A 14,394-nucleotide genomic window follows, 5' to 3' on the forward strand; every position below is an offset into this window, starting at 1 on the left:
TGACCATGACTCTAACTACCGATCAGACCACATCAGAAACCAATGCCGTGCAAGCCATCTTACGCACGCTCACTGAAACTCATGAATTCGACTCGACCCAAATCAAGACAGATGCTGAAAGCTTAGAGCACTGGGGTAAAGACTGGACCAAACACTTTTCCCCTGCCGCCGCTGCCATCGTCTTTCCAAAGACTACTGAACAAGTACAAACTATCGTACTGCTTGCCAATGAGCACAACCTCGTCCTTACCCCAAGTGGTGGTCGTACCGGTCTATCTGCTGGAGCAGTCGCTGCCAATGGTGAAATCGTCGTCAGCATGGATAAAATGAACCATATCGGTCAGTTCTATCCTGCAGACCGTATGGTCGAGATTGAAGCTGGCGTGGTTACTCAGCAATTGCAAGAATTCGCTGAGTCGAAAGACCTATACTACCCTGTCGATTTTGCCTCAGCAGGCTCAAGTCAAATCGGTGGCAATATCGGTACCAATGCGGGCGGTATCAAAGTCATTCGCTATGGCATGACCCGTCAATGGATCATGGGATTGACTGTGGTTACTGGCAAAGGTGACATCTTGCAATTGAATCGCGGTATGGTAAAGAACGCCACCGGTTATGACTTGCGCCAATTGTTCATCGGTAGTGAAGGGACACTTGGTCTTGTCACTCATGCACAAATCAAGCTTGAGCGTCAGCCACAAGACTTAAACGTCATGGTACTTGGCATGGACAGCTTTAATGACGTGATGAACGTGCTCTCTGCCTTTCAAGCGCAAATTGATTTGACGGCTTTTGAGTTCTTTGACGATGTGGCGATTGATAAGCTGATGGCACACGGTCAAGTACAAGAACCTTTTGAGTCACGCACCAAGTTTTATACGCTATTAGAATTTGAGGCACCATATGAGCCTATCATGGATAAAGCCATGGCCATATTTGAGCATTGTATGGAACAAGGCTGGGTTGTCGATGGTGTGATGAGCCAAAACCTCACGCAGGCTGAAGAGCTGTGGAAGCTACGCGAGTATATCTCAGAGACCATCTCAGTATTCACCCCTTATAAGAACGATGTATCAGTCCTTATCAGTCACGTACCGACCTTTATCGAAGAGATTGATGACATTGTTAGCAGCAACTATCCTGATTTTGAAGTCTGCTGGTTCGGTCATATCGGCGATGGCAACTTGCACCTTAATATCTTAAAGCCTGAAAGTATGAGCAAAGATGATTTCTTTGCTGAGTGTCAGGTTGTGAATAAATACGTATTTGAGACCGTACAAAAATATGGCGGTTCAGTATCTGCCGAGCATGGGGTTGGTATGACGAAAAAGCCTTATCTGAATTACAGCCGTAGTGAGACTGAGATTGAATATCTCAAAGAGGTTAAGAAAGTGTTTGATCCAAACAACATTATGAACCGGGGTAAGATTTTTGATATGCAATGAGCGCTTTACACGCTTATCTCAAATAAAAAGACGCTAAACCGAAAGGCTAGCGTCTTTTTTTGGCTTTATAACTTGTAAAAACATAGCTCGTAAAAACTGCGATTTATAAATACAACAACATCAGCGCGACAACCAGTAATATGCTCAGGAATCCTTGAATAATCAGAAACGCCTGATGGGGTGCGGCGATATGGCGCACCATGTTACCCAATGCATTGTAGGTAATACCCGCCGCCTTAATGTGGGGCGGACTATCAAAGGTTTTAATAATTTGCAAAAACTGCTCGGTCCGATCTGACGACCAACCGTGCGGTGCAAAGGGTAAAAACGGAGACAACTGTGCGGCCTGCTTCTTGGTCGCTGGCGACCATAACCAACGTTCTAAAAACAGCAAGCGCATACGCCAGTCATCAAAACTGCGTTGATCGATTAGTTGTAATAGCAATACTTCTACATTCTTATGACGGCTATCAGCAAAGATACGCTTTTGTAAGGCAAATACGTCTGACTTTTTTCCTTCGATACATTGCAAAAAGTGACCGTTGCCATAGCATAACGTACCTGTAATGCTATGCTGTTGATTGTAGTTACGTGCATGGCCTTCTACTTCATCAAAGATAGAGCTACTCAAACGCGAGCCAACAGTCAACGTGCTGACATAAACCAACTGAACCAAAGATGAGTCATCTATGTCATCCCACTTGATGACTCTATTGGTATGATTAAAAGGCATAATAAAATAATCCTAAAAGCCGAAGAAAAACGGCTAAACGAAACAAGCAACACAATACTATGCCTGAGTTGAACCAAAAAATTGACTCACAAAAACGTAGCAAATATTTACTACGTGGGACTGTTATGACCGTTACAGCTTGCTATCATAGCAAGCGAAACAAAAGATACTGATAGATATTATTTAGATTCTGTATTGAGATAATAAATAACAAAATAGTAGCAGATATAGTGCAACGGCTTTGTTCTTTAACTCTCTACATTAGTCAAAACCAGTACTAAATATAGAGAGCAAAATAGATGAAAATATCATCATAACTTATTGTAAATAGAGCAATAAATTATTGTAACGACAATATCTCCCTATTGAAATGTTTTTATTACTTTTTTTGCATAAAAACGGCATATTGACGTGCTACGACACCATTATTTGATAACGCTAAACTCAATTATTATTTAAGACAGGAAAATTATGAGCAAGATGGAAAAATTAGATGACTTTCATCTCACGATTGCTGAGATTAAGAAAAAAGACTATCCACAGTTAAAAGCTTTGATGGATCGTGTCTATGTAAACTTGGGTGGCGCTTGGTCAAAAACAACCATTCATACTTTAATCGACGCTTTTCCTGAAGGTCAGATTGCCTTATTTGATCATGATCAGCTGATTGGTATCGTGTTATCTATGCGCGTTGACTATGCCAAATTTTCAAACCCGCATACCTATGACGATTTGATTGGGCAAAAAGAAATTATCAGAGACAATCCAGAAGGCGACGCCATTTATGGTTTAGATGCACTCATCGACCCTGATTATCGTGGCTACCGCCTCGGTCGTCGTCTTTATGACGCGCGCAAAGAGCTATGTCGACAGTTAAATTTCCGCGCTATTTTGGCTGGTGGGCGCATACCTAACTATCATAACCACAAAGATCTCTCGCCAGGCGATTATATTGATGCCGTTGAAAGCCGCGAAATTCACGATTCAGCTTTGTCTTTCCAGCTATCTAATGGTTTTATCGTTAAACGTATTTTGACCGCTTACCTGCCAGATGATAAGCAATCAAAGGGCTTTGCTACCTTGCTTGAGTGGGCAAATATTTATTATGAGCCTAAAGACTATAAGCCTAATACTCGCAAGTCTGAAGTACGTATTGGTGGTATTCAATGGCAAATGCGTGAAGTCGAATCACCTGAAGAGCTACTGCAACAGGTTGAGTTTTTTGTCGATATCATGGCTGACTACAACTCAGACTTTGCTTGCTTACCTGAATTTTTTAATGCGCCACTGATGGGTCTATGCGAAGAAACCGATCAAAATATTGCTATTCGATTTTTGGCGGGTTATACCGAGTGGTTCAAAAATGAAATTTCGCATTTAGCCGTCAGTTATAACGTCAATGTCATTACAGGTTCTATGCCGTTACTGGACGAAGACGATACCTTATACAACGTCAGCTATCTATGCCGCCGTGATGGTACCGTTGAAGAACAACGCAAAATTCATATTACCCCGCATGAGCGTAGCGCTTGGGTAATCGAAGGCGGCGATGAAGTTAAAGTGTTTGATACAGATGCGGGTCGTGTCGGCATCTTGGTCTGCTATGATGTTGAGTTCCCTGAGCTTGCACGTCTGATGGCACTTGATGACATGGATATATTGTTCGTGCCTTTTTGGACTGATACCAAAAACGGTTATCTACGTGTACGTCATTGCGCACAGGCCCGTGCTATCGAAAATGAGTGCTATGTGATGATTTGTGGTTCAGTGGGTAATCTACCACAAGTCGAGAGTTTGGATATTCAGTACGCTCAGTCGTCGATTTTTTCACCATCAGACTTTGCGTTCCCACATGATGCAATCATGGCAGAAACCACCGCCAATACTGAAATGGTATTCTTCTCTGATGTGAACTTAGACAAGCTTACCCATGTCCGTCATGAGGGCTCAGTACATAACTTAATCGATCGCCGTGATGATTTGTTCAGCTTAAAGTGGAAACGCAAGTCTAAAGTGCCAGCGAGTAAGTTAAGCGATGAAGAACGCCGCGAAAATTCAGGTAGCGTACTGATTGGCGATCCATTACAAAACCGAGCACAAAAGCCATAATAGATTGACATGACACACTTATAGTAGACTTTGTGAATAAACGGCTAATTTTTAGCCGTTTATTTTTATTTATTATTTATGTAATGACTGTATAGACAATCTTTATAAGATAGGCAGTCACGGTAAACCATCATTTGACAAAAATATGCAATCTAAAAAGTGGATGTCATGACGACTGATATTGAGCAAAAAGAAATAAAATCAAAGAAGCAACCGAAGCAAAAGATAATTTCAACCATTAAGACGATAATGTTATATGGTCTCATGTTTGTCGTAATCTATAGTGTAGTCAATTGGTGGCGACAACCTGTCATGCCTGCCAACCCTCAGTTGCAACTGGCCGATTACCAAGGACAAACTGTCGATCTAGCAGCGATGAGTCATGAGCAGCCTACACTGGTATATTTTTGGGGTACGTGGTGTTCAGTCTGTAGTTTCACATCACCTACCATCAATAAACTGGCAGCAGATAATTATCCCGTTGTCACTGTTGCTGTACAGTCAGGCTCAAATCAAGAATTACGTCGCTATCTTGATCAGCATCAGTTTGACTTCACCACTATAAACGATCAACAAGGCGATATCTTCACAGACTGGCAAGGGCAAGTCACGCCATCGTATGTGGTATTAGAAAATGGTGAGATGACACAAGGGTTAACGGGTATTCAGCCATTATGGTCATTGAAACTGCGCTTATGGTTGGCGTCAATTTTTTAGCACTTGAGCCATACTTTATGTTTCAATGAAGCATTATTCAAAGTAATTATAGTTCTGTCTGCGCTAAGGATATAAGACTCGGACAAATGATTGATATTGGGCAAAATTGGGCTGACCTTGCACAGCTCTTTTTACCCTATCCTTTTTGTCATATAATAGCTGCCGATCTAAATATTTTTTTGAATTATTCTTACTAGCATATTTTATGTTGCAATCGTTTCGTTACCATTTATTATTGACGTAACGATTTACCGACTAATGAGCGACGATAGGTATTTATTGACATGATGGTTGATAAATCAACGATGATGAGCAATATACCTACTATTAGTAATTAAGCATTATCAACACAGCATAAACCTCAGTATTATATTGAAATACATTGAAAATCGAGCCTTGTATCCGGTTTTGAACCGACACACAAACCTACCTTTTAAAAAGATACCTTCTATGACTGATAAAAGCACTGACAAACCAAGCCAAGATTATAAAGATACGCTGAACCTTGCAGACACACCATTTGCGATGCGCGCAAACCTTGCCAAACGCGAGCCAGATTGGCTAGCTGCTTGGGAAGCGGATGACGTGTACGGTAAAATTCGTCAGGCGCGTGCTGGTGCAACTAAGTATATTTTGCACGATGGCCCTCCATACGCTAACGGTCAGATTCACTTGGGGCATGCAGTTAATAAAGTACTAAAAGACATTATCGTAAAGTCAAAAACTTTATCAGGATTTGATGCGCCTTATGTCCCTGGTTGGGACTGCCATGGTCTACCAATCGAACAAAAGGTCGAAGCCAAGGTTGGTAAAGTTGGTAAAAAAGTTTCTGCCACTGAGTTCCGTGGCCTATGCCGTGAATATGCGAGTACGCAGATTGAACTGCAAAAGACAGACTTCAAGCGTCTAGGTGTGTTTGGTGATTGGGACAATCCTTATCTAACCATGAATTTCCATCAAGAAGCTAACATTGTGCGCGCCCTTGCCAAAATCTATGACAATGGTCATGTGACTCGCGGTATGAAGCCAGTCAACTGGTGCTTGGACTGTAGCTCTGCCCTCGCAGAAGCAGAAGTAGAGTATCAAGACAAGGTTTCTGATGCGATCTATGTCAGCTTTGATGTGCTTGGTACAGATAAAATAGCCGCATTGGCAGATATCGCAGATAACATCGCTGCGGTTATCTGGACCACCACGCCATGGACGCTACCTGCTAACCAAGCTATCTCAGTACATCCTGAACATAACTATAGCGTGGTCGCGACTGACAAAGGCAACTTCTTATTAGCAGCAGATCTTGTCGAAACTGCATTGAGTGAACTAAAACTGGATAACAATGGCATCCTAGCAACTGTATCAGGCAGCGAGCTTGAAGGCCTGCGTGCCCAGCATCCACTGATTGAAGACCGTCAAGTGCCGCTTATCTTGGGTGATCATGTGACTACCGATAGTGGTACTGGTCTGGTACATACCGCACCTGGTCACGGTTTAGACGATTATATCGTTGGTCTAAAATACAACTTACCAGTGGAAAACCCAGTGAGCGGTACTGGCGTGTACCTAGATAGTGCTGCTGTATTTGCGGGCGAACATATCTATAAAGCCAATCCAAAAATCATCGCTGCCTTACATGACAACGGTCATTTAGTCAGCCATACCAAAATTGAACATAGCTATCCACACTGCTGGCGTCATAAGTCGCCAATTATTTTCCGTGCCACCCCTCAGTGGTTTATCAATATGGAAACCCAAGGCTTACGTGCTCGCGCGCTTGCTGATATTCCATCGGTAAACTGGACGCCAGCTTGGGGACAAAACCGCATCGAATCAATGATGAATGGTCGCCCCGACTGGTGTATTTCACGCCAGCGTACGTGGGGCGTGCCGATTACTTTCTTTACGCACAAAGACACAGGTGAGCTGCATCCAAATACGCTTGAGCTGATGGAAGTCGCGGCACAAAAAATTCATGAAGGCGGCGTTGAAGCTTGGTTTGATGCTAGCTGTGAAGATTTCTTAGGAAAAGAGGCCGCTGACTACGACAAAGCCACTGACACTTTAGACGTTTGGTTTGACTCAGGTACAACGCATTTTGCAGTACTTGACCAACGTGAGGAATTGACCAATCCAGCTGATATGTACCTAGAAGGCTCTGACCAGCATCGCGGCTGGTTCCAGACGTCACTGCTGACTTCGGAAGCCATATATGAGCGTCCACCGTTTAAGCAAGTATTGACCCATGGTTTTGTGGTCGATGAAAACGGTCGCAAGATGAGCAAATCACTGGGCAATATCATCACTCCGCAAGAAGAAATCAACAAAACAGGCGCGGATATGTTGCGTCTGTGGATTGCCTCAAGCGACTATCGTTATGAGATGAGCGCGGGTAAAACGGTGTTTAAGGGTGCGATCGATATGTATCGCCGTATCCGTAACACCTTACGTTTCTTACTTGCCAATACCGATGATTTTGATCCAGCGACTGACAGCATTGATATCAATGAATTGGTTAGCCTTGATAAGTTCATCATTGAGCGCGCACAAACGGTACAAGCGCAAATCATTAGCGCTTACGACGCGATGGATTTCCACCAAGTCACTCAGCACGTCACTGCGTTTTGCTCGCAAGACTTGGGTAGCTTCTACTTAGATATCATCAAGGATCGCCAGTATACCACTCAGGCAGATGGACAACCTCGTCGCTCTGCACAAACAGCTATCTACCATATCACTCATGCGCTGATTCGCTGGATTACCCCAGTCTTATCCTTTACAGCCCAAGAGGCTTGGGAAGTACTGAACCAACGTGAAGCAGACAAAGGTGGCTATGTATTCACTCAAGAGTGGTATGAGTTCCCAGCATTTGAGCTAAGTGCCATCAGCAAGGATGACTGGCAGCGCATCATGCTAGCAAAAGACATGGTAAACAAGCATATCGAAACAGCACGTGGCGAAAAAATCATCAATGCCAACTTGTCTGCCGACGTGAGCCTATACGCTGACGGTGCAATGTATGAAAGCCTAGCCAAGCTTAATGAAGAGCTACGTTTTGTACTAATTACTAGCAACGCTACATTGAAGCCAATGAGTGAAGCACCTGCTGATAGCATCAAACAGACAGACGATGCGAACGCAGAAAGTACAGAAGAGATTGTCGACTTAGTAGTACAAGTCAGCGCGGCTACCGGTACTAAGTGTGTACGCTGCTGGCACATTCGTGATGACATCGGTACAGATAGCGCACACCCTGAACTATGCGCGCGCTGCGTGACCAACGTCAGTGGCGACGGCGAGGTACGTCACTATGCCTAACCCAACAGATTCATCTGAAAGCCAGCATGACCAGCAGCCACAGGTTGAAGTTGACAACTCGCCTAAGCCTGCCCATGCGACCACAGGTAGCTCAACTACGCCTAGAAGCCGCCTGACCAAGTCAACAAATAGGACACCAAAGCTGGTAGCTAATGGTAGTCGTGCTTTTGTATGGTATGTATTGGCATTGATTGTCGTCATCATCGATCAGTGGACCAAATGGCTGGCAGAAAACAAACTGACCTTTCATGATCCAGTACCCGTGATTGAGCCATTCCTCAATTGGACATTAGCCTATAACTACGGTGCGGCATTTAGCTTTTTAGCGGATGCTGGCGGTTGGCAGAAGTGGTTTTTTTCAGGGCTGGCATTACTCATGTCGCTGTTTTTAATCATCTATTTGATTAAAGCACCTCGTAAAGCCACGTTGTTATCTTTTGGTCTAGCCTTAGTATTAGGCGGTGCAGTTGGTAATTTAATCGACCGCTTGTTGCATGGTCATGTGATTGATTTTATTCATGTGCACTATGCTGATGTTTGGCATTATCCAATTTTTAATATCGCTGATATTGGTATCTCTCTCGGCGTCTTATTGATTGTCATCGATATGCTGTTTTTGGAAAAAAAGCGTGAAATGCCACGGTCATAACCATCTATAGCTAGAGATATTAATTCAATTGATAAATAAAAAAGGTGGGTTACGTAGTCGTAACCCGCCTTTTTTTTATCTGCTATTAATCATAAATTTTTATATAAATATCGATATCACCAACCATAGCAGTATATATTATACAGTTATAGCAACTCTGATAATAAATCAGTCAAAGTCTCTAACCCACCACCTGCCAATAAAAACAGCAACCCTGCCATATTCACAACGACGGTTAAATAGTAAGTAACTCGAAACTCAGGCTTTTGTGATTTGTGACGCAGATACGTTTGTGCGAGCAACGCGCCTACCCAACCGCCAAGCGCGCTTAGTATATGCAGTGTAGACTCAGGCGTACGCCAGTCGCCACTTTGCGCAGCAGCTTTGTCTTTGGCATACATGCCATAAGTAACAATCCCTAGCACGACGTACCAGCCGACCACCAGCCAGCTCAGTCTATCTGTTGCAGCTAATAAAACTAAGACACCATAAAAAGCCAGTCCAAGAAATGAGCGCTTCTTTTGACCTGCTTCAAACTCCGCTTGATGGCTACGTTTCTGATTACGCTGACGGATTTGCTGGTTTTTTTGTGCCATTTTTTGCTGTACGAAACCAAGCTCTTGTACTTGCTTGGCTCGCCTACGCCCCTCTGCATCTTGCCCAATACTAAAGACGACTTGCTCACCGATATCAGGACGGCGCTGAGCCTTAAACTCACTCACATGAAAGAAGACCGAATCGCCCGCTTCAGTCTCAATAAAGCCAAATCCTTTATCATCCTGCCATTTTTTGACAGTGCCTTGTTGTTTATTCACCACCGACACCTCATATCTTTTAGAATTGCCAGTTATAGTACACCATCTGCGTTACATTATTGACGCTTACATCTGGCCCTAGATGGCTTATTATTTCTTACACTATAATACTGCAATTACCAATACTGTAATCAAACTCATTATTTTCTATTCTTTTATTCTAGCAACAGATGGTTTTTTATTATGACTCAATCTCAATTTATTAATCCAAACGAAGACACGCGTATCGCTCATGGTAGCCTTGTTAAGCTGCACTTCGAAGTTTCACTAGAAAACGGTACTATCATCGATTCAACCTTTAACCGTGATGCACCTGTGTCTTTGACCGTTGGTGATGAAAGCTTGTTACCCGGTTTTGAGCAAGTACTGATGAATCTACGCGCTGGTGACACTCGTACCGCACACCTTGAGCCAGAGCAGGCATTTGGTGAGTGGAACCCTGAAAACATCCAACATTTTAGTCGTACTCAGTTTGCGCTAGTCGCTGACAATCCAGAGATTGGCATGATGGTTGAGTTCGAAGACAAAGGTAAAAACACGCTACCTGGTACGATCAGTGCCATCGATGAAGACCAAGTTGAAGTGGACTTTAACCACCCACTGGCAGGACAAGACGTACTGTTCAAAGTAAAAATCTTTAAAGTCACACCGCCTGGAGTCACAGGTATCAAATTAATGTAGCCTTTTAAAAACTAACAAAAAGTCGTTAGACATTAACTAAGATAAAAGCTTGCGACGATAAAAATTAATATCAATAAAAACAGCCAAAAGGGAGACTTATATGCAGTATCAAACGTTACCGCAACTCGACGAGAAAGTATCTAAAATCTGTTTGGGTACAATGACATGGGGACAGCAAAATACTGAGTCCGAAGCACATGAGCAAATGGACATGGCACTCAGTGAAGGTGTGAACTTTTGGGATACCGCCGAGATGTACCCGTCACCACCAGATAAAGACAAACAGGGCGATACCGAGCGCTTTATGGGTACTTGGTTTAACAAAACCAAACAGCGTGACAAAGTTATTCTCGCTAGCAAAATATCACCAATGGATTTTTTGCGTGATGGACAAACTCGCCTTAACGCCGAGCATATCAGCAGCGCCATTGATGGCAACCTTGAACGTCTGCAAACCGATTATATTGATATCTATCAGCTACACTGGCCTGAGCGTAAAACAAACTTTTTCGGTCAGCGCGGCTACACAGAAGACATGGCAACACAGTCATTAGATGATTTAACACCATTTTTAGAAACCATTCAGGCGTTGAACAATGAAATCAAAAAGGGTCGTATTCGTGCGTATGGCTTATCAAATGATACCGCCTGGGGACTCATGCGCTATCTATGGGAAGCAGATAAAAACGGCCTAATTCCACCACTTACCGTGCAAAACCCATATAGCCTATTGAACCGTTTATACGAAGTTAATATGGCAGAGATTGCTCATCGTGAAAACGTGGGTCTACTTGCTTATTCGCCGCTTGGTTTTGGTGTATTGTCTGGTAAATACCTCGATGGTAAACGTCCAACTGGCGCACGTTTGACCATGTATGATCGTTTTGGTCGTTATGTGAATGAGCAAGCCAAATCAGCCACTGAACAATATGCCAAGATAGCTGCTGATGCAGGTTTGGACATGGCGCAAATGTCATTAGCTTTTGTAAATTCTCGTCACTTTGTCACCAGTAACATCATTGGAGCAACGACGACCGAGCAACTCAAATCAAACATCGACAGTGTCAATGTGAAGCTGACAGCAGATGTCTTGGAAGCGATTGAGGCGGTACATGCACAGCAACCTAATCCATCGCCATAGTTGGTCTTTCATAGAGTTTAAATTTTGATAGAGCCTGCTGAATAAATGAGATTATGCCTGCTCTATTAAATCGGCCACAAAAAAGGGCGCAAATCGAAACGATTTGCGCCCTTTTATTGACTGCCTGAGGTTAGCTACACTAGCTCAACTTTAAGTAATCAGTCTTCAACTGGTGTGCTAAGGACTCTTGAATGTAGCTCAGCCAATCCTTCATTCATGCGTGCTTGCAATAAATTGGTCAGCTCACTTTTGTTACGACCCTCTGGATCTATAGGCGCAAGTGGCAACACATAAGCGGTCACGTTTTTGCTATCGAGCACTTTTTTCATACTTTCTTTCATCGTCAGCTTACCATAATATGGCAATGCGTCACTTAGTGTACCGTCTTTATTGACATAAGCGATGATGATCGGTCTGATAGGCACATCAGCATCTATGGCTGCTTGTAGTAATGTTCCATGAATGCGTTTTACTTTTTTACCACTAGTTGTGGTCGCCTCAGGGAAAAAAATAATCGAAAAACCTTTGGCTAAAAAATCAGCAATCTGTGCCGATACTGAGCTTGCATCACCGGAACCACGTTCAATGAAAAGCGTCCCTGCAGCATGGGCAAGTTTGCCAAATACAGGCCAGTCACCAATCTCAGCCTTGGATAAAAAGAACGCTGGGCTCACAGTACCAACGACCGGAATATCCATCCATGACACGTGATTCGATACCCACAAGCCATGGAACTGCTCTACAGGTTCCACTTCTACCACTTTTACCCCAAAAGAGCCTGCCATTTTTCGGCAAAACGTCTGGATATAACGTGGTAGGGTTTCGCGTGGTGGCTGCTTAAATGCGCCGATACGCTTTGCCGCACGTATGCCGCCGACCATGGTCGTGGTCATACCAGCAACTTGTCTGCCTCGGCTCAACTGTCGTCTGAGTGAAAAGCTTGATTTAGCTTGGCTCATCTTCGCCCTCATGATTAAATAACGGGTGTTTAATAGTCAAAAAACGAGCCCAGTATAACAAAGTTCACACACTCAGTGATAGCTTGTTCACTCAGTGTGCGCTGACTTTTATACAAACGAGTAATAAAGCAAATTTATAAAAAATTATCAGCAGCAAACGCTGTAACATAAAACCATCGCTAATTGTGCTAATACGCTTTAATATCAAGTGATAAGACCATATATAGATAATCATATGAACGCTACGTCAACACTTATTGAGCTGATAATAGCGAGACATTTACTTTATTAAATAGGTGATACTCTTTGGATTATTTTGAAAGACATGAAGGTGGCGAACGCGCCATTTTAGTACATTTAGACATCCGCCAAATTCAAGATCCTGATGATCTTAGTGAATTTGAGCTGTTGGCTGACTCAGCAGGTGCCGATCGTTTGGCACTGGTCACCGGCTCACGCTCACGTCCTGACGCCAAATACTTCGTTGGTAGCGGAAAAGCAGAAGAAATTGCAGAAATGGTACGTGAGCACGATGCCGATATCGTATTGTTTAATCACAGCTTGTCGCCGTCACAAGAGCGTAATATCGAGGCACTAGTGAAGTGCCGCGTGTTAGATCGTACTGGTTTAATTTTGGATATTTTTGCGCAGCGTGCCCGTACCTACGAAGGTAAGCTACAAGTAGAGCTGGCTCAACTTAACCACTTATCAACACGTCTAGTACGTGGTTGGACGCATTTGGAACGTCAAAAAGGTGGTATTGGTTTACGTGGACCTGGTGAAACCCAGCTTGAGACCGATCGTCGTCTACTACAGACTCGTGTCAATCAGCTAAAGAGCAAACTAGAAAAAGTTCGTCAGACCCGTGCGCAAGGCCGTGCCCGTCGTCAAAAATCAGACGTACCGACCATCTCACTGGTCGGCTATACCAACGCGGGTAAGTCTACTTTGTTCAATCGTTTGGTTGACGAAAACATCTACGCTGCTGATAAACTGTTTGCGACGCTAGACCCTACCCTACGTCGTCTAGACTGGCAAGGAGTTGGTCGTGTCGTCTTAGTCGATACGGTTGGTTTTGTCCGTCATCTGCCGCATGAGTTGGTTGAGTCTTTTCATGCAACCCTAGAAGAAACGCTAGAGGCAGACTTGTTATTGCACGTCATTGATTCCTCCAGTGAAGATATGCACGAGCAGATTCAAGCGGTCAAAGAAGTATTGGCAGAGATCGATAACGACGTGCCTGTGCTCAATGTCTATAATAAGATTGATTTGACTGATGAACCTGCACATATCGGCTATGCTAGCGAAGGTCAGCCAAACCGCGTTTATGTCTCTTCTAGACAGAATTTAGGCATGGAAGAGCTAACGCTTGCCGTACAGCAGCTGCTAACAGGTAAACTGACAACGTTTGATTTGACCTTGCCGTATGATGCCGGACAGTTCAAAAACACTTTATATGAATTGGGTGTTATTGAAGAAGAAAGCTACGACGATACAGGCCGCGAATGTCTGACGGTTCGTTTGCCAAGTGATCGCTTAAGGCAGCTACTCGGTCAAGCTAACTTGAAACCCATCGATGTATTGCCGCTTGCACAAGCAACACTACTGATGCCGGTACTCGAAGAGTTTGAAAAAGTTGATGACGTTGAAGAGCCAACCATGACAGAGGCTGAAGAAAAGGCGTTTGACGAATTTGATGCCTTAAACTCAGAAACAGCTGATTCAGCAAAGTAATAGTTATTTCTAGAAAGTAAGAACTATTATGAAAGCTAGTCATTTGCGGCAATAGTTTGATGAGCATTTGATTCATACTATTGGCGTACAAATCCTTAT

General features: G+C 43.5%; 11 protein-coding genes. 8 read left to right on the forward strand and 3 right to left on the reverse strand.

Annotation, left to right across the window (positions count from 1 at the left end):
- Window positions 1-5: 5 nt before the first annotated feature.
- Window positions 6-1,445: an FAD-binding oxidoreductase gene (locus tag ACT3QN_RS06765; protein ID WP_444529106.1), complete on the forward strand. Its 1,440-nt coding sequence runs from the start codon at window positions 6-8 to the stop codon at window positions 1,443-1,445.
- Window positions 1,446-1,548: 103 nt separating this feature from the next.
- Here ACT3QN_RS06765 and ACT3QN_RS06770 read toward each other — a convergent pair whose 3' ends face one another.
- Window positions 1,549-2,178, reverse strand: coding sequence for a BLUF domain-containing protein (locus tag ACT3QN_RS06770; protein WP_444523871.1), 630 nt, complete (start codon window positions 2,176-2,178; stop codon window positions 1,549-1,551).
- 471 nt (window positions 2,179-2,649) lie between these two features.
- Here ACT3QN_RS06770 and ACT3QN_RS06775 point away from each other — a divergent pair, with 471 nt between their 5' ends.
- From ACT3QN_RS06775 to lspA, 4 genes are all read left to right on the forward strand, one after another.
- The gene (locus tag ACT3QN_RS06775; RefSeq protein ID WP_444523872.1) at window positions 2,650-4,287 is read left to right on the forward strand and encodes a nitrilase-related carbon-nitrogen hydrolase; all 1,638 of its coding nucleotides are present in this window, start codon (window positions 2,650-2,652) and stop codon (window positions 4,285-4,287) included.
- Window positions 4,288-4,455: 168 nt separating this feature from the next.
- The gene (locus ACT3QN_RS06780) at window positions 4,456-5,004 is read left to right on the forward strand and encodes a protein disulfide oxidoreductase (RefSeq protein WP_444529107.1); all 549 of its coding nucleotides are present in this window, start codon (window positions 4,456-4,458) and stop codon (window positions 5,002-5,004) included.
- A gap of 450 nt (window positions 5,005-5,454) precedes the next feature.
- Window positions 5,455-8,316 carry an isoleucine--tRNA ligase gene (gene ileS / locus ACT3QN_RS06785; protein ID WP_444529108.1) on the forward strand — a complete coding sequence of 954 codons (2,862 nt, stop codon included), beginning with the start codon at window positions 5,455-5,457 and terminating at the stop codon, window positions 8,314-8,316.
- The gene (gene lspA / locus ACT3QN_RS06790; protein ID WP_444529109.1) at window positions 8,309-8,965 is read left to right on the forward strand and encodes a signal peptidase II; all 657 of its coding nucleotides are present in this window, start codon (window positions 8,309-8,311) and stop codon (window positions 8,963-8,965) included. Before ileS ends, lspA begins: the two co-directional genes overlap by 8 nt.
- Before the next feature lie 146 nt (window positions 8,966-9,111).
- Here lspA and ACT3QN_RS06795 read toward each other — a convergent pair whose 3' ends face one another.
- Window positions 9,112-9,780 (reverse strand): DUF1294 domain-containing protein, encoded by a 669-nt coding sequence (locus ACT3QN_RS06795; protein ID WP_444529110.1) that lies wholly within the window; start codon window positions 9,778-9,780, stop codon window positions 9,112-9,114.
- Window positions 9,781-9,963: 183 nt separating this feature from the next.
- Between ACT3QN_RS06795 and ACT3QN_RS06800 the strand changes: the two genes are divergently transcribed.
- On the forward strand, window positions 9,964-10,461 hold the full coding sequence (locus ACT3QN_RS06800; protein WP_444521094.1) for an FKBP-type peptidyl-prolyl cis-trans isomerase: 498 nt from the start codon (window positions 9,964-9,966) through the stop codon (window positions 10,459-10,461).
- Between the two features lie 100 nt (window positions 10,462-10,561).
- Entirely contained in the window at window positions 10,562-11,602 is a 1,041-nt protein-coding gene (locus ACT3QN_RS06805) for an aldo/keto reductase (RefSeq protein ID WP_444521093.1), read from the forward strand.
- Window positions 11,603-11,760: 158 nt separating this feature from the next.
- Here ACT3QN_RS06805 and ACT3QN_RS06810 read toward each other — a convergent pair whose 3' ends face one another.
- A complete protein-coding gene (locus ACT3QN_RS06810) occupies window positions 11,761-12,561 on the reverse strand; it encodes a lysophospholipid acyltransferase family protein (RefSeq protein WP_444521092.1) in 801 nt (266 codons plus the stop codon).
- A 306-nt stretch (window positions 12,562-12,867) separates the two neighbouring features.
- Between ACT3QN_RS06810 and hflX the strand changes: the two genes are divergently transcribed.
- Window positions 12,868-14,295 (forward strand): ribosome rescue GTPase HflX, encoded by a 1,428-nt coding sequence (gene hflX, locus ACT3QN_RS06815; RefSeq protein ID WP_444521091.1) that lies wholly within the window; start codon window positions 12,868-12,870, stop codon window positions 14,293-14,295.
- Window positions 14,296-14,394: the final 99 nt, after the last annotated feature.

It is taken from the genome of Psychrobacter sp. AOP7-C1-14, from assembly GCF_052376135.1.
Lineage (GTDB): Bacteria > Pseudomonadota > Gammaproteobacteria > Pseudomonadales > Moraxellaceae > Psychrobacter.